Here is a 22,213-nt window from a genome sequence, read left to right as displayed (position 1 = left end):
GCGGGGCGGAAGGGGGTCGTGGCACGGCTGTCCATGGCGTCTCCTGTTCTGCGGTGCGGCCACGCATGAGCGGGCCCTTCGCCCGGAAGGCGGCATTCGGTGTCTTGCGGCACGAAAAGTCCGTGCCGCCATGTCCGGGGATTGTGGGAACACCATGCCGGGAAGCCACTCGATTCGGGCTGATCCACATTAGCGGGGCGACCAGTGCGCAGTGTCGGGCGCCTGTCCCTTCCTTCCGCCGGCCCGCCCAGGCTCAGCGCAGGAGAGTTCCGTCCTGATCGAGGTAGGACGTGTCGAAGCCCGCGAGGTCCTTCACCCCGTCGAAATCGTCGAAAACGACGCGGCCCTTCTGGAACGTGACGAGCCTTTCCTCGCGCAGAAGCACGTCGACCTGCCGAAGCTTCGCGACGATCTCCTCTGGTTTGTGCTTCTTCTGGGGCATTCCTTCGTCCTCCATCTGGCTCGAAAGCCTACTTCAGGGAGGACCACTTTTCATGGGGCAGGCCAGTTCCTGAGCGTCATCGTTCAGCGCCCTGACGCGCCAAACTTCGCGCGCAGTCTGGCACGGAGGGACGCGCCGGGATTATGTGCGCACAGGTCTGAGCGCTTCGCGCAATTCCTCGTGCAGGACCCATGGCGCAGGCGTGTCCTCGGGATCCGGGCTTCCCCGGTATCCAACAAGCGCGATGCCTTCGAGGTGCTCGGGAGTGGAGCCCTTGACCTCGTCGATCGACAGGAACTGGCCGATCATGACCCCCATACCGGCGAAGGACCTCCGAACGGAGGCGCGCGACTTGTAGCCGGCCGCGCGCGCCATGCGGACTTCGGTCAGGCCATCCTGTTTGGCAAAGGCGAGTGCGTCGAGGAGCGCGCGCTGCGGTTTTGAAAGATCTATCTGCCGGATCGCCTCGGCGTATTCCGCGGCGCTGGGTATCTTGCCGCCGCTGTTGGCGTCCGTGCGCCGGTCGCCGGTGCGGGATGTCTCGCGGACGTCGAGCGCCTCGTGAAGCGCCGCGATGGCTGCCTGTTCGGTCGCGCCGTGAGCCTCGGCGATCAGCCCTTGGGCCCTGGCGGGGGGCTTTGGAAAAGCACGGGCAACGTATTCGCCATTCAGCCGGCCGGACTTGATCTGGTAGCGACCATGCGCTCCAACCTGCACGGACGGGGCTGCCTCCTTCTCGGTGGCGGCCTTCTTTCGCTTCGGGGTCGATGCAAAGATATCCTGGCCACGCGCGGCGCTGGCCTTGAGGCTGTTCGAGGTCATGTGTCGTCCCTTCGTCTGGTGATGATGACAAGCCTGCAACGCGGGCCCTTCAATGTCATCGTGATGCGGAGCCGGTGGATGAGATCAATGCTTGTCGCTCTGTTCGTCCGCCTCCTTCTCGATTCGGCTGGCTTTAAGCCGGGTCTTCAGATCCTTCCGTGCCTCGGCCTCGGAGCGGATGATCTCGCGCGCCGCGCGGTCGGTCGCCGCAAGAGCCATTTCCTGGCGCTTCGGGCGAAGCCGATCGTCCTTCGCTTTGCTGCCCATGTCGGAACCTTGTCCCACGCTGGAGGAAATCCCTCCCAATCTGGCCGGAGGTATGCAGGCCTTGGACGCTATGCGAAACGGGACGGCAGGGGCCACCCCGTCACAGTCGAGGCTCAGGCGAGCGCGAGATCCATCGCGCTTTCGCGGCCGTCGCGGCCAGCCTCGACCTCGTAGGTAACCTTCTGGTCATCGGCGAGGCCGGTGAGGCCGGCGCGCTCGACCGCAGAGATGTGGACGAAAACGTCCTTGCCGCCGCTTTCGGGCTGGATGAAGCCGAAGCCTTTAGAAGAATTGAACCATTTCACGGTGCCGTTGGCCATATCCGTGGTCTCCTTTCCTTGGTGCTGCCCGCAAGACGCGGCAGCCCGGCAAAGTCAGTCTGGATCGATCAACTGAGAGCCGGACGAGCGGAGGCAGAGGTTCGAAAAGAAAAACAATCGCATTACCGAAGTGCGCTTTCGGGAGAAACTTCACAAGTGCAACTGCGCGAGCCATTGAAATTTTCTTTCCCGCAACCATTTCCATGAAGAGCGGCAACCGCATGGGCTCGGTTGTTGCTGTAAGCGAGCACAGTCGCCTCGTATCGCGTGTCACATGACGCGGGACGCTCGTTTCGGTCAATGAGAAATGGCTCATGACCCATGCTCGACCGTTCGGTGGCTTCCGCCGGAACAGGTCTTCGCCGTCATGGCCGGAACGGCCGGAAGGACAGACTTTGAATCTCACAATGAAGCTTCCGGCGAGATGGACGCATTCGGCGAAAGCTGCGCTGTGCTTCCTGGCGATCGGCATCGGCGTCTTGCCGTTCCCCGCCGCCGCACAAGATGGGGCCGGCGCTGCGCCCTCGAATGCGAGCGATCGGGACTATGGCGGTGGCTGGGACTGCGACCTTGGATACCGCGTCGCGGATGGCGCCTGCGCCGAGATCGTGGTTCCCGAAAACGCCTATGCGACGGGGCGGTCCTACGGTGCTGGGTGGGATTGCCGCCGCGGGTTCCAGGCACGTGACGGAGCGTGCGCGCAGATCCCCGTACCCGAAAACGCCTTCCTCCAATCCTCGGGCATCGGCTGGGAATGCAAACGCGGTTTCCGGGAGAGCCGAGACGCCTGTTTGCCGATCGAACTCCCCGAGAATGCCTACCTGACCGAAGACAATTCCGGTCGCGGCTGGGCTTGCGGCCGTGGCTTCGAGGCCGTCGAGGCATCCTGCCTGCCCATTGCTGTTCCCGAAAACGCCTTCCTCACTAATACAAGCCGGGGGCCATCCTGGGAATGCGAGCGTGGTTTCGTGCGGATCGGCCAACGATGCGACGCAATCGTCGTGCCCCAAAACGCATTTCTTGATGAACGCCCCGGCGGACCCGGATGGCGATGCGACCGCGGCTTCGAGGTCATCCAGGGCGTTTGCGTCGCGCTTCGGGTGCCGGCCAATGCGCATCTCGACCGTACGGGCAACGACTGGCGCTGCGACCGCAGTTTCCAGCTCCTCGACGGTCAATGCGTCCTCGGCCACTGAGGCCTCGAGCACTGTGCGATCGACACGCTGACCTGCTGGACTGCTACACGAGTGACTGATCGCAAAATGCCGATCCGATGCCCGGACGAGGGTCCAGCGGTCGCGCAGCCGACAAGGAAGGTCCGCCATGGCGAAATCGATCAAGACAGTGGCCGTATTTCTGAAGCCGTTCCGCCTCGACAGTTTCGACGAGGTGCTGCCGGCCGGCGAATACCTCATCGAGACACAACTGATGGACCCGGTAGACTGGATCGATCCTGGCGACTGGATCGCCTCGGTGCTGGTCCACCTGCAACCGCGCGCATCACATCCGGGCCTGTCGAGGACACTGACCGTCCCGTTGACCGAACTCGAGCGCGCGGTCGCGGAGGACAAGCTGAGCGGCAAGGCCTTGCTTGAATACTTCCTCGAGGAAATGCTTGCCGACCCGATGATCTGCCTCGTCATGCAGGCCGACGGCGTAACCGTAGACGAATTTTGCGCCCTCCACCGCGATGTGGTCACCGCCCAGCCCGCAGAAAGCAGCGCTCTCAAAGCGCCTCCATTGCAGGAGAGGATCTGGCCATCGGCAACACCTGTGGCCGGAGGCGCGCGCCCTGGTCTTGGCGAATGAGGGAGGATTCGAAGCATGAGTGAACCTCCGACCGATCTCGATGGGCACAAAAACCCCGAAGACAAGCTCCTTGCCGGCCTGCGCCGCCGGGCGGCGAACGCTCCCGGCGCATTTGTCGGAAACTAGGAGGACGAGAGCCTCGATGCCGCGCTTGGCGCCGGACCGGCAAGTTCATGGGACGAGGCCATGAACAATGTGAAGTTTCTTCTCGAGCGCTTCGCCACCACCTCCGAGGCCGATAGCGACCGAAATCGGACGCTCATCAAGCGGGCCCTCTGCGACATGGCCTGGTTGAAGAAGCGGGAGGAAATGAAGAAATGATGGACGAAACGGGAGCGTCTTTCGCGCGGACGCGCGCGCAGGTCGACATCGCGATGGAGCGGGGGTGTCTCCGTTTCGGCACCTATTTCTGGAGCGAAGGCTTCGACCATCGGATCTACGATCGGTGTAAGTCCTCGATCACGTGGCGCACGGCCATGCCGTGCATCGGCCAGCGGACGGACCGCCGCTCCTCTGGCGGATCGAAATAGGACCCGCCGCGTGCCGCAACTCGCCGTCACCCACGTGACCACCTACGACTATTCGAAAGACGTGGAGCTGGGGCCGCACCGGATGATGCTCAGGCCGCGGGAAAGTCCGCACCTTCATCTGGTCGAGCACGAGCTCCATGTGGAACCGACGGCAGATGTCGAATGGTCGCAGGACGTATCGGGCAATGCCGTGGCCGAGGCAACATTTGGGCAGCCGACGAGACGTCTGCGTATCGCGTCACGCGCAGTGATCGACCTCGAGGCGCCACGATGGCCCGTCTTTCCGATCGCGGCATCGGCCGCGTCCTATCCGTTCCTGTATAGCGCCGAAGATTGGACAGATCTCGGCGCGCTTGCCGGGCCGCAATACGCCGACCCGACCGGCCGCCTTGCCGGCTGGGCGGGTGCATTCGTCATGGCACACCCGACCGATACGCTGTCACTCCTGAAGGATCTTGCGGAAGGAGTGGCGATGGAAACCGTCTACAGGTCGCGAGAGGTCGAAGGAACGCAAGGCCCCCTCGAGACGCTCGACCTTGGCTCGGGCTCCTGCCGAGATCTTGCCGTCCTCTTCGCCGAGGCGGCGCGCACACTCGGCTTCGGCGCCCGCCTCGTTTCGGGCTATCTTCACGATCCGCGCCGGCAATTGACGGGCTCCACCGGGGAGGGATCGACCCATGCCTGGGTCGAAATCTACCTGCCCGGTGCCGGCTGGATCACGTTCGACCCCACGAACCGCGCCTTGGGGTCCGCAGATCTCGTCCCGGTCGCGGTGGGGCGCCGGATGGAGCAGATTTCGCCAGTAATCGGACACTTCTACGGGCCGCGCGACGCTTCGTCGGAAATGCGCATCGAGGTGAATATCAAAGGCCAATGAGCCGGTTCCAATTTGGCTTACAAAGCGCGGTTGGAACGACCGCTTTCAGTAAGCTGTGCTGCACTGCAGCAAGACGCTCCTTGTCGGCTGGGCATCGGGACGATCGGAGATGTCGCAGGTGCATCAGGCTGTTTTGTCCCGCCATCCGGATCCGCTTCGCCGGCCACGCCAATCGTAGCTCCGAGACCCGTCATGCATTAAGACAGAAACTGGACCACTCGATTGGGGCAGGCCAGTCGACGCCACAGCGATCGGCGGCAAAGAAGCCAAAGGGTCTTGTCCGAAAAAACTCGTTCGTTAGGGCGTTTCTAGCCCGGTTGTTCTCCTGCGACGCGCTCTGCAAGGCTTTTCTCCTTACAGAACAGGTTTTTGCGTCCATCTCACAGCGCATGGAGCAGAAAGGGGCGACTACAGCTAATTGCTCTGACAGGACCATGCGAAGAGATCGTCCGTGGTCCCGCCGTCCTTTAGATTGCGGATGCTCGTCCAGTCTTCGACGTGGATGCCGGCGAAGAAAGCCGGACCCGTCGGCTCGAACCAGGCGTTGCCCTTGCCCATTCCCAAAGGCTCCGCGAAGCGATCAAATGAAACCAGGCACCGGTTGTCCAGACCGAGCCAGCGGCGCCAGTGCGGTGAGGTGGCTTTGAGCACGTTGGTGACGCCACGATCGATCATGGACGCGGAATGGAACTGCTTTGGAGATGGCAGCCCCCAGCGCGCCTTCCGCTGGACCATATCGTCGCCCTCACGACACACGATGGACGCCAGCCTGTCAGGGTAGATGTCGCCCGGCTCTACGTTGCCCGCCCGGTCGATCCAGGACCCGTCCGGGAAAAGTTGACGCGTCGCCTCCTGCGAAGTCGTGATGTCGTGGAGGTTGCACATTGCTGGTCCTTCGGCCTGCGGCCACTCGCGCACAGGCGCTCCGTATCCATACCAGGCGGCGCCGCGCTTTTGGAACCGCGTCTGCCCATCTCAAGATGGTAAGACCTTAAGTGTGAGGACTGATCTAGCGTTTGAAAATAATTGCTTGGCAAAAAGGTCGTGAGGACGGCCCAAACTGTGGCTTCACTTGGTGTTGGCCCGCCCTGGCATTGTTTCCCATGCAATCTCGATTGAGCTGCTAAGAGTCATTGGATCGAATGGCTTCTTGATGACCTGGAGAGCACCCATGGACCTCAATGCCTCGGCCGTTTCAATGTCGACCTTGGCCGTCATGAAGATCGCTGGAGTATTCCGGAAGCGTGGCCGAGTTCTCAGTTGCCGCCACAATTCAGGTCCTGACATCCCGGGCATCATGTAGTCGAGTAGAAACAAGTCCGGGCTGTGATGCTCGATATCAGCTAGCGCCTGCTCCGGAGATGAAAACTGGACCACCTCGAACCCACCAACGATCTCCAGCGCCATTCGAGTGAACTCAAGAATGTCTAGCTCGTCTTCCACGTGGACGATGCAACGCAGGTCAGTCATTTTTATACGACCTCTTCCGAGGTCGTGGTAACACAAGCACCAACGGTCACGCCGGCGTTGCGCCAGGACATGTTCCCGCGCCGAGGCGGGCGCGACAGTGGAGGCAACCGCTGCCGCAAGTGCTGTGCCGCAAAAAAAACCTTCGGGAAACACATGGACATCGGCACTACCCCCTGAACCGGGACATGGCGCTTTCGAAGGCTCCGGAAATGCTGTCCCATGCCTTGTCGAAGCCCGACCTCATGTCGTCCCACGCTTCGTCGCTGGCCTCGCGCATCTCTTTAAGCTTCGCCTCGGCCTCGTCACGCTGTTTGCGCGCCTCGTCGAGCTGCTTTTGCGCGTGGATCTTCGCATCGGCCTCGGCCTCGTCGACCTTTGCCTTCATCTTGCGGATCTCGGCGTTCCACTGATCGATCTGCGCATTGGCCTTCTTCACGTAAGCTTCGCGATTGGACAAGTGAGTTCTCCCTTTCATTCTGGATACATGTTCCACGTGTTCATATCCTAGACTGCAGCAGTGCTGGCGGAACTAATCTGGGTTATCGACCGGCCAGTGCCCGGGATGGTGCCTCAAGAAGTACTTTGCTTGAGCCGATGCGCGCTCGAAGCGCCTCGAGCAGATGGCGCAGCGTTTCAATCAATAAGGCCACGAACCCATCGCGGGACATCTCTCCTGGCGGTGCTGGAGGGCGCGAGATCGACACCCCATTTCAGTGACAAGGAAACGCCTCTGCGAGTCTCGACGAAGTGGAGCAGGATTGGCTGAAGTCGCACCACTCAGATTTCCTCACGCAACTGCGCGTAGGTAAGGGCTGCGAAGATCCCAGTGCCTCCCAGTACGTTCCCGCAAAGGGCGGGAAGAATACCCCCAAAGATTGCGGGGCCTATCGCAAGCTCGCCAAGCGATACAAGGATGAACAGTTCCGTCGAGCCTGCCACGACATGCGACATCTCCCCAAGACCGATGACGTAAGTGACAACTACGATCATCAGCACCTCGCCCGCGCTTTCCATACGTGGCATGATCCAGACTAACGCCGCGATCAGAAAACCGGCAGGGATACCCCACGCGAAGTGCTCATGGGCCGTCGCTTCGGCGTAGTGGCGTGACACCGTCAATATGCCGTCGAGCCGCGGCTCGGGCAGGATATTTCCGAACACGAGCACCAGAGCCGCCGCCAAGCAACCCGCCATGTTGGCGATGAAAACAATGCTCCAGAGCCGTGCGATTTGAACGAGCTTCCCCCAAGTCGGCGACAGGAAGAGCGGCAGGATCGGAGTGATCGTATTCTCGGTGAACAACTGCATCCGCGCGAGGATCACGATAAGAAACCCAACTGTGTAGCCAAGGTTCGAGACGGAAGCGGCCCAGTCCACATCAGGTAGAACCGACACCAGAAACCCCTTGCACAAAACCGAGGTGCTGATTGCAAGGCCGGCCGCGACACCGGACCACCAGAGCGCACTGAACGGTCGTTTCAGCTCGTGCTCGCCATCCCGACGGATCGCTTCGAAGATCACTGACGCCGGGGCTCTCTCGTACTCATCGGCCTGTTTTTGTTCGCCTTGGTTAAGATCGGCTTTTTCGGACATGCGTCTGCTTCCTCAAATGCTTCGGCTTAGGAAAAGACCGGGGAGCAGCCTTTCGGTCATTGCTCGGGATGCTCCGTCCGTACCTTGCTAGCTCGTTCGCTCACATCTCGATGCCGTCCTCGATTTCACCGCAAGCTTTTCAGCTGGACCTGTCAGAGGAACCTGGCTTGAGGCAGGGCACGGGGCTGACTAGCGTTCCACCATGAGCAATCCTAGCCCCTTCAAGTGGTTCAAGACGAGCCCCGAGATCATTCGCCTGGCGGTGATGATGTATGTCCGGTTCCCGCTCTCGCTCCGGAACGTCGAGGACCTGCTTCATGAACGGGCAATCGACGTCAGCCACGAGACCGTGCGCTTCTGGTGGCATCGCTTCGGTCCGACCTTTGCCTCTGAGATCCGGAAACGCCGGATCGAGGGCATGAAGTCCAGCCACTGGCGATGGCATCTCGATGAGATGTTCGTGAAGATCAACGGCGAGCGGCACTACCTTTGGCGCGCCGTCGACCACGAAGGCGAGGTGCTCGAAAGCTTCGTCACGAAGACGCGGGACAAGGAGGCGGCCCTGAAATTCCTGAAGAAAGCTATGCGCCGGCACGGGAATTCGACGCCGGTTGCGCTCAACAAGATGGAACAGAAATCAAACGTTCGCCATTGCGGCCGTTCGCTGCCGCCCGTCCCGATGACCGAGTTGCGGACAAACCTGCCGTTCGCATGGGATGCGCGAACGGCAGGTCAGTGGCAGGCCTCGGCCTCCGGGCGCGGCAAGACGCCCGTCAGGCCGCGGCTGGTTCGCCTCCGAACAATGCCCAGAATTCCTCGCGCGCGTTGCTGCGCGGAAACGGCGACGCGGGAACGGGGCAGCCGAGGAAGCCGCACAAAGGCTCCCACCCGTCCGCGGGCGTGAACACAAGCAGCCTCTCGGCCGGGATCTTCGCGCGCACCATCTCGTTGTTGCGCCGGTAGGCGGCGATCGAGCGCTCACGGTCGAGACCTCCGAACACGTCCCCGATCAGAAGCTTGTCCATGGTCTCGAACACGTCGGCGACAGGCGGCGGCAGGGGCAGGCTCTTGCGGTGCTCGAAGAACTTGCCGATCGTCGCGGAATAACTGGCCCACCACTCGTCTTCGGGGCGCTCCGTATGGATCACCTTCGCATCGGGAAAGGCGATCGACAACTCATGCCAGACAGAGGCGCCGGGGAAATCGACCTGGGCCTGATAGCCTTGGAAGACCTCCGCCCAGTCCATTTCCTGTCCTTCCGCGCGGGCCTTCCAGTGCGCTGGCTGGGCGGGATTGCCCATGACCTCGACCATGTGATGGCAGGGGCCAAAGCCCAGCTGCTCCAAGGCCATTTTCGTCGACATCGTTCCCGTCCGGCCAAATCCGGAGCCAATGATCTTCAGTCCCATTCGCGTGGGTCCTTCTGCTGGTGTTTCGCGGAATTTGTTGAAGCGTGAGATCAGGTTGGCCAATGATGGCCTCATGCACAAACGAAAGGTTTTCAGCGGTCATGAAGGAGATTCAGCTTCACCGGATCGACCTGAACCTTCTCGTCGTGTTCGAGGCGCTGATGTCGGAAGGCAGCGTGGCCGGGGCGGCGGAGACGCTCGGCAAGACGCCGTCTGCGATCAGCCACGCGCTCGCCCGGCTGCGCGACCAGGTCGGGGACCCGCTCATGGTCCGGGTCGCAGGGCGCATGCAGCCAAGCCCCTTCGCGCTCACCCTAATCGAGGACGTCCGCCCGATCCTGCGCAGCATCAAGCGCGTCCTCGCGGTGCCCGAGCCCTTCGATCCGGCCACCAGCGACCGCGTGTTCCGCGTGGCGTGCCCGATCAGCGGGCGGTTTCTCTCGGACGTCATCAGAAAAGTTCGGGCCGAGGCGCCGGGCGTCAAGCTCGAGTGGCTGTCCGCGCCCCGGCAGGTCTACGCTGCGGTGGCGGAGGGACTGGTCGACATTGCCCATCTGGGCGGCGAGACCCGGCTGCCCGACGGCCTCGATGCGGTCGAGGTCGCGCCCTTCGTGTGGACCAGTTTCCTTCGCGACGGCCATCCCGCGCTGGCCGACTGGGGCCCGGAGGCCTGGTCGCGCTATCCGCATGTCCAGGTGAATATCGCGAACGACGCGCGCAGTCCCCTCGACAATCCCGCCGATGGCAAGCCACCCGATAGGACCATCGGTGCGCTGATCTCGGAGTTCTCCAGCCTCGGTCCGCTTCTTGCAGCCAGCGACCTGATCGGGACCTTTCCGAGGATCATGCTGGCCTGGGACATGCAGACCTATGGCCTGCGCCCGGTCGTTCCGCAGATCACGCCGGCGGCGTTCCGCACACGCTTTTTCTGGTCGTCGCGCCTTGCCAACGATCCGGCATCGAAATGGATACGCGAGATTGTGCTGACGACTTATGCCGAGCTCCACTCCGAGGCGGACCGCCTCGTGGAGCAGGCCAGCGCCATGACCGACCCGTGAATTGTGAGCCCCGCTCAACAATCGGTCAGCATCTGAGAGCCCAACTGCCAAGGCGGGCAATTGCAATAGCTAGTCAATTGCCCGTTTGGCAGGCCGGCTCATCCCAGAAGTGTGTCGATGAAGAAGCACCAACGGACCTGAACACGCATTGCCCGAAGTCGGTCCGGCCCACGCCAGCGCGGAGAAAAGGTTTTGTTTTGTTCCTCCATAAGTTAGCTTAACTGCACCACCTTGCTTCGACCGACTTTGGTTTCGACGCTCAATGGAGATCGTCATGACCCAGATGATTCAAGTGGCTGCGATCGCGATTGCGACGCTAGGCACCGGCGCCGCCACGATGTCGGTGATGAACGGGGACATTCCCGACCTTCAGGTGCCCGAGGGCGCATGGGCCTCGACCGGCGCGCTCGACGGCCGGGCCTTCACGGTCCTAGGTGTCGACGTGGAAAGCGGTGCGGTGCTGGATGACGAGTTGTTGTTCCGGGACGGAAAGTTTCAGTCCGTCGATTGCCAGAACTACTGCGATTTCGGCTGGTCCGACTACCAGACCAAGGACGTCGACGGCGTGATCCATTTCACGGCCACGACCGTCTGCCCGGATGCGCCGCACACGGTGGTCTTCTACGGTCAGGTCGATGGCGCTGCGCTCACGGCCGAGGGGACTTGGACCACGCGCCGCTGGTACTGGACCAATCAGATTGTCCTTGAAGCGACCGGCACGGAAACCGATTTCGACGCCGCGATCGCTTCGTCGGGCTGAGATCCGCACAATGCGCCCAGCCGGCCCATCGCTGGCCCGTATCCTCCTGCGCGTCGCGATCCTGATCGCCCTGCTGGTGCTGGCCACATGGGGCGCGCACATGATCCGCGATGCTCTGAACCTGCAGATCCGGCCCGACAACGAACAGCAGGTTCACCGCATGATCATGTTCGGCGCCGTCGCCTATATCGGGCTGCTGGCGCTCCCCTTCGTGCCGGGGGCCGAGATCGGGCTGGCCATGCTCGCGGCCTTCGGCGCGGCCATCGCTCCGCTGATCTATGTCTGCACCGTGGCATCCATGATGCTCGCCTACACTGCGGGGCGCTTCCTGCCCATCGAGGTGTTGCGGCGGGTCCTGTCGGCCCTGCGGATGCACCGGGCCGCGGATCTGGTCGCCCGAGCCGGCCCATTGTCGGGAGACGAGCGTCTGGCGATGCTGCTGGACGGGCAGTCGGCGCGCGCACTTCGGCTTGCCATACGGTATCGCTACGTCGCGCTGGCGGTGGCCGTGAACACGCCGGGAAATTCGGTCATCGGCGGCGGGGGTGGCATCATGCTGATGGCAGGGCTCAGCGGCATCTTCTCGCCGTTGGCGACCCTCGCGACGATCGCGCTTGCCGTCTCTCCCGTACCGCTGGCGGTCGTGTTCTTCGGATTGCGGTTCTGACGCGAGGGCTCTGTCAGATAAAACTCGTTCGTTAGTTAATTATAGCCGGGCTGTTCTCCTGCGAAGTATTCTGCAAGGCTTTTCTCCTTACAGAACAGGTTTTTGCGTCCATCTCACAGCGGATGGAGCGGTAAGGGCGCCTTCAGCGATTTGCTCTGACAGGACCTCTATTTTGACTTGAAGCAGACAATCTGAACCGGATGGGTTCTGCCCTCCTCGATATTCCGAGCGGCATTTCTGACGATCTGCGGCGCGAGCTCGCCCAAGAGAATATGCACCCCGAACACCGGGGCCTTGCCTTTTTCGATGCGCTCGATGGCAGCCTTGTAGGCTTGCAAGTATTCTTCACCGGTATTCGTAACTTGTATCCGGGAAAACCCGGCCCCCTCAAGGGCGGCGACGGTGTCTGATGGGCGCATCAGATGAGCGCCGGTTCCGTCTTCTGACCAAGGGACAGGGTGATGTGGTTCCCCAACCTCGCCGAGCCCATGCTCTGTCAGCGCAAAGAACGCGCCGGGCTTCAGCACACGGAAGGCTTCTGCGAAGAAGCCGTCTCGGTCGGGCACGTTCATTGTGACATGCTGCGCGTAAGCGCCGTCGAATGCTTCATTGCTGTAAGGGAGTTTCTGGCCGTCGCCATGTCGAAACTCCACCATGTCCTCCATTCCGATAAGCATGCTCAACCGCTCCGCGGCCTCAACGAAGGGCTTGGTTATATCGAGACCATCCACATGGCAGCGAAAGCGTTTGGCCAAGTATCTGGCGGGACCGCCGATGCCACAGCCGATGTCGACAAGCCGGTCGCCCTCCTGGATCGGCAAGACATCTGCAAGGTCTACGGTTGCGGGAAAGCCGCGTGCGTGGAAATGATCAACAGGTGCAAGATCTTCGATGGTCGCAAAAACGGGGTCGATCCCAGCGAGTTCCATTGCTTCCAGGATGCGCGCATAAACGTCGCCTTTGCCCCAATGATCAGAAACCGATTGAGCGTTCGTCATGTGCGGATCTCCAACTTAATCGGGGAAAAAACTACCACAGGTCTCTGGTTTTCCGTAGATATCTTTGCCAGGTCTTGTCAGACAAACCCGGCTTGAGGCGGGGCAGGGGGCTGGTTAGCGTCGGCGCATGACCATATCGCATCCTTGTCATACTCGACGAGTTCACCCGGGAGGCGCTCATGCTCCGTGTCGACCGCAAACTCAACTCAATCGATGTCCTCGACGCGCTGACCGATCTCTTCATCCTGAGGGGACCACCCGAGTACATCCGCTCCGACAACGGTCCTGAGTTCGTTGCCACAGCCGTCCGGGACTGGATCGCCGCGGTCGGCGCCAGGACCGCCTGCATCGAGCCCGGCTCACCCTGGGAGAACGGCTACGTCGAGAGCTTCAACGCGCGGCTCAGGGACGAACTGCTGAACGGCGAGGTCTTCTACTCAGTCCGCGAGGCCAGGATCGTCATCGAGCAGTGGCGTGTCCACTACAACACCGTCCGCCCGCACAGCGCCCTCCGCTATCGCCCGCCGGCCCCTGAAAGCATCATCCCGATGGATCCGAGACCCATCATGCACTAACACTGAAACTGGACCACTCAGTGGGGGCATGCCAGGGATGCAGCCCGGTCAAATCGGCAAGGGCACGGCGGGACAGGCCGCGCGCCTTTCGGGCGTGTTTAAGTTCATCGCCTTTGATCAACGTCCGGCACCGTTTACATCTAGTGCGAATCCTCGCACCTTTTACGTCACTTGTTTATCAGGCCGTTGTTGCAGAAGGTTGCTATCATATGAAAAAACTTGCCTCCATGTTTGCGGCGACGTTGTGTTTCCTTGCTGGGTCTCCCCTCGCGGCTGCTACGTTCACTTTGGAAGGAACGCGCGGTAGTGGCACAACCTTGGTGTCAGCGAGCGGCACATCTATCGAGAGCGGTGCCAGCAACGCGTTAGGAACCATTTTCTTCCAGTTCGGTGACTATATCGCGGCTGATAGCATACCTGGTCGGTTTACAGAGCTGCCGATATCCGGTGACCTTGCTGTATCATTTGGCGGGCAGACAGCAACTCTCACAAGACTCTTTCTTGATGACGACGGCGACGACGATTTCGCCTTGCTCAGTGCTATAGGCGTCAATTTGGCTGGCCAAGCATCGTTCTCCGGTTCGTCTACCCTTGCCTTGGACATCAGCACGTTCAATGTTGGGACTTTCGCCGATGGTTCGTCGCAATTGATCGTCAGAGAACTCTCGGCCATCCCTGTTCCTGCGAGCGCAATTTTGTTGACTGCCGCAATCGGGCTGTTGGGGGCGCTGAGGCGAAGGAAGGGCACTGTCAGAGGAACTTGGCTTGAGGCCGGGCAGGAGGCTCGGTAGCCTCACGGCATGACCCGACCCGGTCTTGTCAAACAAACCTGGCTTGAGGCGGGGCAGGGGGCTCGGTAGCGTCGTAGTATGACCCGACCCGGCCCCTTCAAGTGGTTCAAGACGAGCCCCGAGATCATTCGCCTGGCGGTGATGATGTATGTCCGGTTCCCGCTGTCGCTGCGCAACGTCGAGGACATGCTGCACGAACGCGGCGTCGAGAGTTCTGGCTGAACAACCGGGCCGAGAACTCGCACCTGCCGTTCCGACGACGCGAACGGGCGATGCTCCGGTTCCGACGCATGCGAAGTCTCCAGAAGTTCGCCTCCGTCACCAACCATTTCAACAGCGAACGCAGCCTCTCCAGAAGATCCCTCTTCAAGGCCAACCGCGCCGCCGCTCTCGCCGAGTGGCGCGGTCTATGCGCGGCATAAGGGACAGCGGCGCTGTCCTAGCTGAGACTGGTTCGAATTCGTCTGACACCACCATCGGGAGCCCTACGTCAGGCGCAGAGCACTAGGTGGTGAGGGAAATCTCCGAGATTTTCTCGAACAGGATGGCAACAGCTTCCGCCCCGGGGTCATTGTGGCCCGCAAGGCTTTCCTCGGCTAGATAGCTCGCCCGGCCGGCTCTGGCCCGCGTGATCCGGGCCGTGGCGTCAGCGCCTTCGCGGGCAGCTTTCGCGGCTTCATCAATGCCATTGTGGAGGCCCTCGAGCGCGGGGAACAGCGCGTCGATCATCGTTCTGTCGCCGGGGCGTGCGCCGCCGACCTGCTGGATGCGATCGAGGCCCGCCTTTAGCGCGCCGATGGCGTCCTGACCGCTTGCCGATGCATCTCCGGCCGCTGCGAAGAAGATAGCGAGGAGAACGCCGGAGGAACCGCCCATCGTCTGGCTCAATTCGAGGCCGATCGCGCGGTAGAGCTGCGTATGGTCCGCCAGGGGCAGACGATCGAGCGCGTCGATCAGCGCGCGTCCCGCGGTCGCAAGCGTGCTGCCCGTGTCGCCGTCGCCGGACTTTGCGTCGAGCGCGTTCAGTTCGGCCTCGGCCTCGATCAGAATGCGGCAGCAGCGTTCGATGAAGGCCCTCGTCTGGTCATTCCGTGACGGGATCGGCTGGATCGGGGTCAACCCGTCGGGGAGGGGTTCGACGGCGATCTCTCCGACGGGCAGGCAGCCCGGCCAGGGCCAGGGCGCGACCGGCGCCATGAGGGCGGCCTCGTCGGCCTTGGTCACCGGGAGGAGGGACACCGAGAAGCCCTGCATGTCCAGGGAGGTCATCAACGGCGCGGGCCCGACGAGCCAGCGGATCTGCTCGCCGATACGCGAGCGGACGAGTTCTTCCGCGAGAACGGACATCTCGAGCGGTGTCGCACCGCCAAGATTGTTGAGCAGCGCGACATGGGGTCCGGGCGAAAGGCTGGGCGCGAGGCGGCTCACGACCATCTCCATCGCGTCCCGCGCGTTCGAGAAATCGACCTGCTCGATGCCGGCCTCGCCGTGGATGCCGAGCCCGAGTTCCGCCTTGCCCGGCGCGATGCGATCCTCCTTGGGCGAGCCGGGGATCGTGCAGGTGTCGAGCGACATTCCGATCGAGACGACGCCCTTGATGACACGCTGGGCCGCCTCGGTCACAGCGGCGAGGTCCGCGCCCTGATCGGCGAGCGCGCCCGCGATCTTGTGAACGAAGAGCGTTCCAGCGACGCCGCGCGGTTGCGGCAGGTTCGGGAGCGCCACGTCGTCGTCCACGATGACCATGTTGACGTCGAGACCTTGCGCCCGCGCGCGCTCGGCTGCGAGGCCGAAGTTCAGCCGGTCGCCCGTGTAGTTCTTGACGATCAGCAGACAACCTGCCTTGCCCGTCACCGCGAGAATGCCGGCAAGGACCGCGTCTACCGAGGGGGAGGCGAAGACCTCCCCGCAGACTGCGGCCGTCAGCATCCCCTGGCCGACAAAGCCAGCGTGGCTTGGCTCGTGCCCCGAGCCGCCGCCGGAAACCAGTGCGACCTTCGAGCGGTCCCAGTCGGTGCGCAGGACGACCTTGATGTGCGGATATCCGTCGAGCCGGGCCAGACGGCCGCCGGCGGTTCGCAGGGAGCCGTCGATCGCCTCGGTGACCAACATCTCTTTCTTATTGATGAACTTGTTCATTGGCCGGCCTCCTCAGGCGATACGTGCGCCGCTGGCGTCGAAGTAGAGTGCGTTGCGGGGTTGAATGGCGACGCTGTCGCCCGGTTCCAGATCGGTGTGGACGTCGGTGAGCGTGACGATGTCATGCCCGTCGAGTTTCAGGTGCAGGCGGGTCTGGTCGCCGAGATATTCGATGCGCATGACCCTCGATGTCTTGCCTTCGCCATGCTGTATGTGCTCGGGCCGAAGCCCGACGGTCCTGGCGCCTGCGGGCGCGCCGGCGAAGAGATCGGCCGGAAGCGCGTTGATGCGCGGAAGACCGAGCCGGCCCGCCACGTAGAGGTTCCTCGGGTTCTCGTAAATCTCGCGCGGGGTGCCGAACTGCGCGAGTTTGCCCTGGTCCAGCACGCCGACATGGGTGGCCATGGTCATCGCCTCGACCTGGTCGTGGGTGACATAGAGCAGGGTTGCCCCGAGCGTCGCGTGGATCCGCTTCAGCTCCACGCGCAGTTCCGCCCGAAGCTTCGCGTCGAGTGAACTGAGCGGCTCGTCCATCAGGTAGATCGACGGATCCCGGACAAGCGCGCGCCCGATGGAGACGCGCTGCATCTCGCCGCCCGACAGTGCGGTGGCCTTGTTGTCGAGCTTGTGCGAGATGCGGAGCACCTCGGCAACCTCGGCGATCTTGCGCCGGATCTCGTCCTCGGGCGTCCGCAGGATCGGAGAACGCAGGGGGAAGGAAAGGTTCTCCCGCACGGTCATGTGCGGGTAGAGCGAGTACTGCTGGAAGACCATCGCCACGTCGCGCTGCGCGGGCGTGTCGTTCAGAACGGAGCGTCCGTCGATTTCGATCTTTCCGGCGTCGGGACGATCGAGGCCGGAGATGAGGCGCAAGGTTGTCGTCTTGCCCGCGCCGGTAGGGCCCAGAAGCACGACGAAGGCGCCGTCCTCGATCTCGAGCGAGACGTCGTCCAGGGCCACCGTCGCGCCGAAGGTCTTGGTCACGTTCCGGAGCGCGACATCAGCCATGGGAAAGCACCCCCTCGTTCAGTTCGGATCGGATCGCCCGGCCGGTCTGGTTGTCGAAGAGCGTCACGGTCGCGCCGTTGAATTCCAGTCCGACGGTTTCGCCGACGCGCGCCACCTGGTCCGACGCGATGCGCGCCTTCAACTCGCCGTTCTGGGTCTCGAGCGTGACGATCTGGGTGGTGCCGAGGTATTCGGTGGCGATGACGCCGCCGCGATAACCCGCGGCGTCCGAAAGGCGGATGTGCTCGGGCCGCACGCCATAGACCATGTCGCCGTCGTAGGATTCACGCAGAACGGGAACGCCAAGCGGCTGGTGGTGCAGGTTCACGCTGGTCGCGCCCGCCTTGGCGCTGCCGTGGAAGCGGAGGAAATTCATCGACGGCGAGCCGATGAAATCCGCCACGAACATCGTGGCGGGTTTGTCGTAGATGTCCTGCGGCGTGCCGAACTGTTCGACCACGCCGTGGTTCATCACGACGATCTTGTCGCCCATCTGCATCGCCTCGAGCTGGTCGTGGGTGACGTAGACCGTAGTCGCCCCCATGCGGTCATGGAGCGCGCGGAGTTCCTCGGACATGCGTTCCCGGAATTCTGCGTCGAGCGCGCCGAGCGGCTCGTCCATGAGGAAGCATTTGGGATCGCGCACGATCGCGCGGCCGAGCGCGACGCGTTGACGGTCGCCGCCCGACAGGCCGCCAACCGGGCGGTCGAGAATGTCGGCGATATCGAGGATGCGCGCGACTTCCGTCACCTTTTCGCGGACCTGTGCCCTCGGCATCCCCTGGCTGACAAGCGGATAGCTGATGTTCCGCCGCACGTTGAGGTGTGGGTAGAGGGCGAACATCTGGAAGACGAAGGCGATGTCCCGCTCGCTCGCGCGCTTGCGGCTGACCTCTTCGCCGCCGATGTAGATCTCGCCCGATGTCGGCAATTCGAGCCCTGCGATCATCCGCAGGGTGGTGGTCTTCCCGCAGCCCGACGGGCCCAGCAGCATGAAGAACTCGCCGTCCTCGATCTTGAACGAGGATGACTGCACGGCGGTGAAGTCACCGAATTCCTTGCGCAGGTTCTGGATGACGATCTCGGCCATGGTTCAATCCGGGAAATGGCTGACGATGATGAAGAGGACGGTCCCCACCAGCGTGACGATGAAGGAATACGAGAAGGCCCAGAGGACGAAGGGCTGCATCAGCATCACGACGCCGGCCGCGATCAGGATGCTCGCCACCATTTCCCAGGGGCCACGGCGCAGCCGCAGAAGACCGTCGAGAAAACTGCTCATTTGCGGACCGCTCCGAAGGTAATGCCCCTGAGCAGGTGCTTGCGCAGGAGGATCGTGAAGACCATGACCGGCACGAGGAAGATGGTCGCGCCGGCGGCGACGGCGGGCCAGTCCTGCCCGGTCACGCCGATGATCGTGGGAATGAATGGCGGTGCGGTCTGCGCGTTGCCGGAGGTCAGCAGCACGGCGAAGGCGTATTCGTTCCACGCGAAGATCAGACAGAAGATGGCGGTCGAGGCGATCCCGGTCGCCGCCTGCGGCAGCACCACCTTGTAGAAGGCCTGGAACCGCGTGTAGCCGTCGATCAGCGCCGCTTCCTCGTATTCGCGCGGGATCTCGTCGATGAAGCCCTTAAGAAGCCAGACCGACAGGGACAGGTTCACCGCCGTGTAGAGCAGGATCATCCCGGCATGGGTGTCCGACAGCCCGAGGCCCCGGAACATCAGGAAGATTGGGATGGCGACCGCGATGGGCGGCATCATCCGTGTCGACAGGATGAAGAACAGAAGATCGTCCTTGAGCGGGATGCGGTAGCGCGAGAAGGCATAAGCCGCGAGCGTGCCCAGGAATACCGACAGGAAGGTCGAGCCGAACCCGATGATGACCGAGTTGAGGAACCGTTCGCCATATCGGGAGGGGCCGACGATGGCCATGCCGCGATCGTGGACGATCTCGTCATACCACGTCTCGGGCGGGTTGGCCTGAAGGTCCTCCTCCGATTGCCGGGTGCGCGTGGTGAAAAGGTTGACGTAGCCTTCGAGCGTCGGCTCGAACAGGATTTCCGGCGGATAGGAGATCGCATCGTTCTGCGTCTTGAACCCGGTGGAGATGATCCAAAGAAGCGGCATGATCGTGATCAGCGCATAGGTGACGACGAGGATGCCCGCGATCCACTTCTGCCCGCGCGAGGGGTCGGTGATGGAATAGCCGCTCATCTCTCTTTCACCTTGTTGAGCGCTTTCACATAAATCGATGCGAGCCCGAAGACCGTGACGAAAAGGATCACGGCGTAGGCCGAGGCGTAGCCCGTGCGCCAGCGCTCGAACGCCTCACGCTTGAGGTCGATGGATGTGAGTGTCGTGGTGTTGCCCGGCCCGCCACCGGTCAGCTGCACCACCAGGTCGAACATCTTGAAGTTCTCGATGCCCCGAAAGAGAACGGCCAGCATCAGGAACGGCAGCGCCATGGGCACCGTGATTGTCCAGAACTGACGCCACGTGGATGCTCTGTCGCATTCCGCCGCCTCGTAGATCGAGTCCGGGATCGACCTGAGCCCGGCGAGGCAGATCAGCATCACGAAGGGCGTCCACATCCAGGTGTCCACGATCACGATGGCCCATGGCGCGAGGTGGACATCCCCGATCATGCTGAAGCTCGTGACATCGGCCCCGGTGAAAAAGGCGATCACGTAGTTGAAGAGCCCGATCTGCGGTTGGTAGAGAAAGGTCCAGAAGTTCCCGACAACCGCCGGAGAGAGCATCATCGGCAGCACGATGATCGTCGTCCAGAGGTCGTTTCCCTTGAACTTCCGGTTGATGAGCCACGCCAGTGCGAAGCCGATCACGACCTGGAAGAACAGCGTCCAGAACAGGAAATGAGCCGTCGCCTGCATCGTGGCCCAGATGTCGGGGTCGGTCAGGATCCGCTCGTAATTGCGCAGCCCGATGAACTCGACCTCGTTGTTGGGCCGGTTGACCCGGTAATCCGTGAAGCTGAGCCGGATGGTCCAGATCAGCGGGAAAATGTTGATGGCCAGAAGCAGGGCAATCGTGGGCGCGACAAAGATCCAGGCGATCGTCCGGTCCGAAAGCCCGCGGATGCGTCGTGCCACACGTGGTGGCGTCGCGTTGGCGACGCGGCTGGCCGCTGTCTCAACCATGGGACATCCTCCCCTTTTCTCTGTGGTGCGAGTGTTGTCCTTGCCGCAGACTGCGCGGGCATCGGCCGATACCTGCAAGGTGTCGTCCCCCCGGTTCGGTGACCCGGGGGGACTGTCGGACCCAGGAGTTAGCGCAGTCCTTCGTCCTCGAAGACCTCGACCCAGTCCTCGACCAGGCCGTCGAGCGCTTCCTGCGCGGTGCCGTTGCCGGCCACGACGTAGTTGTGCACGCGCTCCTGCATCGCCAGGAGAAGGTCGGCGTAAGCCGGTTCGGCCCAGAAGTCCTTTACGATCGCCATGGAGTCGAGGAAGGTCTGCGCGTAGGGCTGGCTGGTCGCGAAACCAGGGTCTTCCACAACGGCACGCAGTGCCGAATAGCCGCCCATTTCCCACCAGCGGGCCTGCACCTCTGGCTGCGCGAACCATGCGATGTATTCGAGCGCGGCGGGGATGCTGTCGGAGTAGGAAACGACCGAGATGCCCTGACCGCCAAGCTGCGCGAAATGGCCGCCCGGTCCGGCGGGGTTCGGGAAATACCCTGAGCGATCGCCGCCGACGTTCTCATCGGCGTTCACGCCCGGCCAGATGAAGGCAAAGTTCATCTGCATCGCCACCTGGCCGGAGCGGTAGGCGTCGATGTTCTCCGACATGTACCAGTCGGAAGAGCCCGGAGGTGTGCAGCATTCGTAAAGGCTTCGGTAGAATTCGAGACCCGCTGCGGCCTCGGGCGAGTTCACCACGCCCTCGATCTGGTACGGGTCGCCATCGGGGCCGTAGGTAAAGCCGTAGTTGTAGAGCGCGTTGGTGACACCCATCGTGATCCCTTCGGACCCGCGTTCGGTGTAGATGGACATGCCGTAGACGGTCGTGCCGTCGATGTCGCGGCCCTGGAAGAACTCCCCGATGTCACGCAACTGTTCGAGCGTCTCCGGAGCAGCCAGTTCATAGCCGTACGTTTCCCGGAATTCGGCCTGAAGTTCAGGCCGCTCGAACCAATCGCGGCGATAGGTCCATCCGACCACGTCGCCGAAGGCGGGAAGCGCCCAGTAGTTCGGCGTACCTTTCGGCCATTCGGAGTACCCCGTCACGGTGGCCGGGATGAAGTCGTCCATCGAGATGCCCTGCTCGGCGAAGAAGTCGTTGAGCTGGATGTAGTGGCCGGCCTCTGCGGCGCCTCCGATCCACTGGCTGTCACCGATCATCAGGTCGCAGAGCTGGCCGCCGGAGTTCAGTTCGTTCAGCATCCTGTCGGCAAAGTTCGGCCATGGCACGAACTCGAAGTTCATGGTGTGGCCGGACTGTTCCTCGAAGTCCTGCGACAGCTCGACCAGGGCATTTGCCGGGTCCCAAGCCGCCCAGCAAAGGGTGAGTTCCTCGGCTTGGACACCGGTGGCTGCGAACCCCGTTGCCGCGGTCAATGCCGTGGCCGCCAATAGGCGTGTCTTCCTCATCAGACTTTTCCTCCCAGTTTCTGCGCAGCGTGCGCGCGCCGCACCGCCGCACGTCCGGAGGTGCCT

Annotated in this window: 26 protein-coding genes and 3 pseudogenes; 12 read left to right on the top strand and 17 right to left on the bottom strand. The window is 62.5% G+C overall.

Annotation, left to right across the window (positions count from 1 at the left end; genetic code table 11):
- Nucleotides 1-253: 253 nt before the first annotated feature.
- The 4 genes from P6F26_RS09870 to P6F26_RS09855 form a co-directional block, all read right to left on the bottom strand.
- Complete coding sequence (locus tag P6F26_RS09870) at nucleotides 254-442, bottom strand: hypothetical protein (RefSeq protein WP_278028517.1); 189 nt, start codon at nucleotides 440-442, stop codon at nucleotides 254-256.
- Nucleotides 443-583: 141 nt separating this feature from the next.
- Nucleotides 584-1,264: a hypothetical protein gene (locus tag P6F26_RS09865; RefSeq protein WP_278028513.1), complete on the bottom strand. Its 681-nt coding sequence runs from the start codon at nucleotides 1,262-1,264 to the stop codon at nucleotides 584-586.
- Nucleotides 1,265-1,348: 84 nt separating this feature from the next.
- A complete protein-coding gene (locus tag P6F26_RS09860; RefSeq protein ID WP_278028512.1) occupies nucleotides 1,349-1,531 on the bottom strand; it encodes a hypothetical protein in 183 nt (60 codons plus the stop codon).
- Between the two features lie 113 nt (nucleotides 1,532-1,644).
- Nucleotides 1,645-1,851, bottom strand: a complete 207-nt coding sequence (locus tag P6F26_RS09855) for a cold-shock protein (RefSeq protein ID WP_278028511.1) — start codon at nucleotides 1,849-1,851, stop codon at nucleotides 1,645-1,647.
- Between the two features lie 407 nt (nucleotides 1,852-2,258).
- Between P6F26_RS09855 and P6F26_RS09850 the strand changes: the two genes are divergently transcribed.
- The 5 genes from P6F26_RS09850 to P6F26_RS09830 all read left to right on the top strand — a co-directional run bounded on the left by P6F26_RS09850 (nucleotide 2,259) and on the right by P6F26_RS09830 (nucleotide 5,067).
- Nucleotides 2,259-3,047, top strand: a complete 789-nt coding sequence (locus P6F26_RS09850) for a hypothetical protein (RefSeq protein ID WP_278028510.1) — start codon at nucleotides 2,259-2,261, stop codon at nucleotides 3,045-3,047.
- A 127-nt stretch (nucleotides 3,048-3,174) separates the two neighbouring features.
- Nucleotides 3,175-3,660: a hypothetical protein gene (locus P6F26_RS09845; protein ID WP_278028509.1), complete on the top strand. Its 486-nt coding sequence runs from the start codon at nucleotides 3,175-3,177 to the stop codon at nucleotides 3,658-3,660.
- 186 nt (nucleotides 3,661-3,846) lie between these two features.
- Nucleotides 3,847-3,981 carry a hypothetical protein gene (locus tag P6F26_RS09840; protein ID WP_278028508.1) on the top strand — a complete coding sequence of 45 codons (135 nt, stop codon included), beginning with the start codon at nucleotides 3,847-3,849 and terminating at the stop codon, nucleotides 3,979-3,981.
- Complete coding sequence (locus P6F26_RS09835; RefSeq protein ID WP_278028507.1) at nucleotides 3,978-4,190, top strand: hypothetical protein; 213 nt, start codon at nucleotides 3,978-3,980, stop codon at nucleotides 4,188-4,190. The genes P6F26_RS09840 and P6F26_RS09835 overlap by 4 nt, the downstream gene beginning before the upstream one ends.
- A gap of 10 nt (nucleotides 4,191-4,200) precedes the next feature.
- Entirely contained in the window at nucleotides 4,201-5,067 is an 867-nt protein-coding gene (locus P6F26_RS09830) for a transglutaminase family protein (RefSeq protein ID WP_278028506.1), read from the top strand.
- Nucleotides 5,068-5,481: 414 nt separating this feature from the next.
- On the opposite strand, the gene P6F26_RS09825 is transcribed toward P6F26_RS09830, so the two are convergent.
- From P6F26_RS09825 to P6F26_RS09810, 4 genes are all read right to left on the bottom strand, one after another.
- Nucleotides 5,482-5,952, bottom strand: a complete 471-nt coding sequence (locus P6F26_RS09825) for an SOS response-associated peptidase family protein (protein ID WP_278028505.1) — start codon at nucleotides 5,950-5,952, stop codon at nucleotides 5,482-5,484.
- A 183-nt stretch (nucleotides 5,953-6,135) separates the two neighbouring features.
- Entirely contained in the window at nucleotides 6,136-6,537 is a 402-nt protein-coding gene (locus P6F26_RS09820) for a response regulator (RefSeq protein ID WP_278028504.1), read from the bottom strand.
- Between the two features lie 166 nt (nucleotides 6,538-6,703).
- Entirely contained in the window at nucleotides 6,704-6,994 is a 291-nt protein-coding gene (locus P6F26_RS09815) for a sll1863 family stress response protein (protein WP_278028503.1), read from the bottom strand.
- Between the two features lie 320 nt (nucleotides 6,995-7,314).
- Nucleotides 7,315-8,130 (bottom strand): formate/nitrite transporter family protein, encoded by an 816-nt coding sequence (locus P6F26_RS09810; RefSeq protein ID WP_278028502.1) that lies wholly within the window; start codon nucleotides 8,128-8,130, stop codon nucleotides 7,315-7,317.
- A gap of 202 nt (nucleotides 8,131-8,332) precedes the next feature.
- Here P6F26_RS09810 and P6F26_RS19690 point away from each other — a divergent pair.
- Nucleotides 8,333-8,732, top strand: a pseudogene (locus P6F26_RS19690) (IS6 family transposase); the annotation flags it as partial.
- A gap of 171 nt (nucleotides 8,733-8,903) precedes the next feature.
- On the opposite strand, the gene P6F26_RS09800 reads toward P6F26_RS19690, so the two are convergent.
- Nucleotides 8,904-9,539: a sulfotransferase family protein gene (locus tag P6F26_RS09800; protein WP_430736736.1), complete on the bottom strand. Its 636-nt coding sequence runs from the start codon at nucleotides 9,537-9,539 to the stop codon at nucleotides 8,904-8,906.
- Nucleotides 9,540-9,640: 101 nt separating this feature from the next.
- On the opposite strand from P6F26_RS09800, the gene P6F26_RS09795 reads away from it, so the two are divergent.
- The 3 genes from P6F26_RS09795 (at nucleotide 9,641) to P6F26_RS09785 (ending at nucleotide 12,024) form a co-directional block, all read left to right on the top strand.
- Nucleotides 9,641-10,597 carry a LysR family transcriptional regulator gene (locus tag P6F26_RS09795; protein WP_278028500.1) on the top strand — a complete coding sequence of 319 codons (957 nt, stop codon included), beginning with the start codon at nucleotides 9,641-9,643 and terminating at the stop codon, nucleotides 10,595-10,597.
- Between the two features lie 274 nt (nucleotides 10,598-10,871).
- Nucleotides 10,872-11,357, top strand: coding sequence for a hypothetical protein (locus P6F26_RS09790; RefSeq protein WP_278028499.1), 486 nt, complete (start codon nucleotides 10,872-10,874; stop codon nucleotides 11,355-11,357).
- Nucleotides 11,358-11,367: 10 nt separating this feature from the next.
- Complete coding sequence (locus P6F26_RS09785; protein ID WP_278028498.1) at nucleotides 11,368-12,024, top strand: hypothetical protein; 657 nt, start codon at nucleotides 11,368-11,370, stop codon at nucleotides 12,022-12,024.
- A 167-nt stretch (nucleotides 12,025-12,191) separates the two neighbouring features.
- Here P6F26_RS09785 and P6F26_RS09780 read toward each other — a convergent pair whose 3' ends face one another.
- Nucleotides 12,192-13,022, bottom strand: a complete 831-nt coding sequence (locus P6F26_RS09780; RefSeq protein ID WP_278028497.1) for a class I SAM-dependent methyltransferase — start codon at nucleotides 13,020-13,022, stop codon at nucleotides 12,192-12,194.
- Nucleotides 13,023-13,156: 134 nt separating this feature from the next.
- On the opposite strand from P6F26_RS09780, the pseudogene P6F26_RS09775 reads away from it, so the two are divergent.
- The 3 genes and pseudogenes from P6F26_RS09775 to P6F26_RS19685 all read left to right on the top strand — a co-directional run.
- Nucleotides 13,157-13,597: pseudogene (locus P6F26_RS09775) on the top strand (integrase core domain-containing protein); the annotation flags it as partial.
- Nucleotides 13,598-13,806: 209 nt separating this feature from the next.
- Nucleotides 13,807-14,388, top strand: a complete 582-nt coding sequence (locus P6F26_RS09770) for a hypothetical protein (RefSeq protein ID WP_278028496.1) — start codon at nucleotides 13,807-13,809, stop codon at nucleotides 14,386-14,388.
- A gap of 78 nt (nucleotides 14,389-14,466) precedes the next feature.
- A pseudogene (locus tag P6F26_RS19685) lies at nucleotides 14,467-14,604 on the top strand (IS6 family transposase); the annotation flags it as partial.
- Nucleotides 14,605-14,892: 288 nt separating this feature from the next.
- On the opposite strand, the gene P6F26_RS09760 reads toward P6F26_RS19685, so the two are convergent.
- The 7 genes from P6F26_RS09760 to P6F26_RS09730 form a co-directional block, all read right to left on the bottom strand.
- Nucleotides 14,893-16,527, bottom strand: a complete 1,635-nt coding sequence (locus tag P6F26_RS09760; RefSeq protein ID WP_278028495.1) for a dihydroxyacetone kinase subunit DhaK — start codon at nucleotides 16,525-16,527, stop codon at nucleotides 14,893-14,895.
- A gap of 12 nt (nucleotides 16,528-16,539) precedes the next feature.
- Nucleotides 16,540-17,535: an ABC transporter ATP-binding protein gene (locus P6F26_RS09755; RefSeq protein ID WP_278028494.1), complete on the bottom strand. Its 996-nt coding sequence runs from the start codon at nucleotides 17,533-17,535 to the stop codon at nucleotides 16,540-16,542.
- Nucleotides 17,528-18,625: an ABC transporter ATP-binding protein gene (locus P6F26_RS09750; RefSeq protein ID WP_278028493.1), complete on the bottom strand. Its 1,098-nt coding sequence runs from the start codon at nucleotides 18,623-18,625 to the stop codon at nucleotides 17,528-17,530. The genes P6F26_RS09755 and P6F26_RS09750 overlap by 8 nt, the downstream gene beginning before the upstream one ends.
- Nucleotides 18,626-18,628: 3 nt before the next feature.
- Complete coding sequence (locus tag P6F26_RS09745) at nucleotides 18,629-18,817, bottom strand: hypothetical protein (protein ID WP_278028492.1); 189 nt, start codon at nucleotides 18,815-18,817, stop codon at nucleotides 18,629-18,631.
- A complete protein-coding gene (locus tag P6F26_RS09740; protein ID WP_278028491.1) occupies nucleotides 18,814-19,752 on the bottom strand; it encodes a carbohydrate ABC transporter permease in 939 nt (312 codons plus the stop codon). The genes P6F26_RS09745 and P6F26_RS09740 overlap by 4 nt, the downstream gene beginning before the upstream one ends.
- Complete coding sequence (locus tag P6F26_RS09735) at nucleotides 19,749-20,696, bottom strand: carbohydrate ABC transporter permease (RefSeq protein WP_278028490.1); 948 nt, start codon at nucleotides 20,694-20,696, stop codon at nucleotides 19,749-19,751. Before P6F26_RS09735 ends, P6F26_RS09740 begins: the two co-directional genes overlap by 4 nt.
- Nucleotides 20,697-20,824: 128 nt before the next feature.
- The gene (locus P6F26_RS09730; RefSeq protein WP_278028489.1) at nucleotides 20,825-22,147 is read right to left on the bottom strand and encodes an ABC transporter substrate-binding protein; all 1,323 of its coding nucleotides are present in this window, start codon (nucleotides 22,145-22,147) and stop codon (nucleotides 20,825-20,827) included.
- Nucleotides 22,148-22,213: the final 66 nt, after the last annotated feature.

This window comes from Roseicyclus salinarum (assembly GCF_029624655.1).
GTDB lineage: Bacteria > Pseudomonadota > Alphaproteobacteria > Rhodobacterales > Rhodobacteraceae > Roseibacterium > Roseibacterium salinarum.
The sequence above is the reverse complement of the archived record's forward strand: the minus strand, read 5'-3'. Positions and strand labels throughout refer to the sequence as shown.

What these genes read in the sequence shown, in the direction of transcription:
- P6F26_RS09870 (WP_278028517.1), bottom strand. Translation starts at nt 442, where the DNA reads ATGCCCCAGAAGAAGCACAAACCAGAGGAGATCGTCGCGAAGCTTCGG.
- P6F26_RS09865 (WP_278028513.1), bottom strand. Translation starts at nt 1,264, where the DNA reads ATGACCTCGAACAGCCTCAAGGCCAGCGCCGCGCGTGGCCAGGATATC.
- P6F26_RS09860 (WP_278028512.1), bottom strand. Translation starts at nt 1,531, where the DNA reads ATGGGCAGCAAAGCGAAGGACGATCGGCTTCGCCCGAAGCGCCAGGAA.
- P6F26_RS09855 (WP_278028511.1), bottom strand. Translation starts at nt 1,851, where the DNA reads ATGGCCAACGGCACCGTGAAATGGTTCAATTCTTCTAAAGGCTTCGGC.
- P6F26_RS09850 (WP_278028510.1), top strand. Translation starts at nt 2,259, where the DNA reads ATGAAGCTTCCGGCGAGATGGACGCATTCGGCGAAAGCTGCGCTGTGC.
- P6F26_RS09845 (WP_278028509.1), top strand. Translation starts at nt 3,175, where the DNA reads ATGGCGAAATCGATCAAGACAGTGGCCGTATTTCTGAAGCCGTTCCGC.
- P6F26_RS09840 (WP_278028508.1), top strand. Translation starts at nt 3,847, where the DNA reads ATGAACAATGTGAAGTTTCTTCTCGAGCGCTTCGCCACCACCTCCGAG.
- P6F26_RS09835 (WP_278028507.1), top strand. Translation starts at nt 3,978, where the DNA reads ATGATGGACGAAACGGGAGCGTCTTTCGCGCGGACGCGCGCGCAGGTC.
- P6F26_RS09825 (WP_278028505.1), bottom strand. Translation starts at nt 5,952, where the DNA reads ATGTGCAACCTCCACGACATCACGACTTCGCAGGAGGCGACGCGTCAA.
- P6F26_RS09820 (WP_278028504.1), bottom strand. Translation starts at nt 6,537, where the DNA reads ATGACTGACCTGCGTTGCATCGTCCACGTGGAAGACGAGCTAGACATT.
- P6F26_RS09810 (WP_278028502.1), bottom strand. Translation starts at nt 8,130, where the DNA reads ATGTCCGAAAAAGCCGATCTTAACCAAGGCGAACAAAAACAGGCCGAT.
- P6F26_RS09800 (WP_430736736.1), bottom strand. Translation starts at nt 9,539, where the DNA reads ATGGGACTGAAGATCATTGGCTCCGGATTTGGCCGGACGGGAACGATG.
- P6F26_RS09795 (WP_278028500.1), top strand. Translation starts at nt 9,641, where the DNA reads ATGAAGGAGATTCAGCTTCACCGGATCGACCTGAACCTTCTCGTCGTG.
- P6F26_RS09790 (WP_278028499.1), top strand. Translation starts at nt 10,872, where the DNA reads ATGACCCAGATGATTCAAGTGGCTGCGATCGCGATTGCGACGCTAGGC.
- P6F26_RS09785 (WP_278028498.1), top strand. Translation starts at nt 11,368, where the DNA reads ATGCGCCCAGCCGGCCCATCGCTGGCCCGTATCCTCCTGCGCGTCGCG.
- P6F26_RS09780 (WP_278028497.1), bottom strand. Translation starts at nt 13,022, where the DNA reads ATGACGAACGCTCAATCGGTTTCTGATCATTGGGGCAAAGGCGACGTT.
- P6F26_RS09770 (WP_278028496.1), top strand. Translation starts at nt 13,807, where the DNA reads ATGAAAAAACTTGCCTCCATGTTTGCGGCGACGTTGTGTTTCCTTGCT.
- P6F26_RS09760 (WP_278028495.1), bottom strand. Translation starts at nt 16,527, where the DNA reads ATGAACAAGTTCATCAATAAGAAAGAGATGTTGGTCACCGAGGCGATC.
- P6F26_RS09755 (WP_278028494.1), bottom strand. Translation starts at nt 17,535, where the DNA reads ATGGCTGATGTCGCGCTCCGGAACGTGACCAAGACCTTCGGCGCGACG.
- P6F26_RS09750 (WP_278028493.1), bottom strand. Translation starts at nt 18,625, where the DNA reads ATGGCCGAGATCGTCATCCAGAACCTGCGCAAGGAATTCGGTGACTTC.
- P6F26_RS09745 (WP_278028492.1), bottom strand. Translation starts at nt 18,817, where the DNA reads ATGAGCAGTTTTCTCGACGGTCTTCTGCGGCTGCGCCGTGGCCCCTGG.
- P6F26_RS09740 (WP_278028491.1), bottom strand. Translation starts at nt 19,752, where the DNA reads ATGAGCGGCTATTCCATCACCGACCCCTCGCGCGGGCAGAAGTGGATC.
- P6F26_RS09735 (WP_278028490.1), bottom strand. Translation starts at nt 20,696, where the DNA reads ATGGTTGAGACAGCGGCCAGCCGCGTCGCCAACGCGACGCCACCACGT.
- P6F26_RS09730 (WP_278028489.1), bottom strand. Translation starts at nt 22,147, where the DNA reads ATGAGGAAGACACGCCTATTGGCGGCCACGGCATTGACCGCGGCAACG.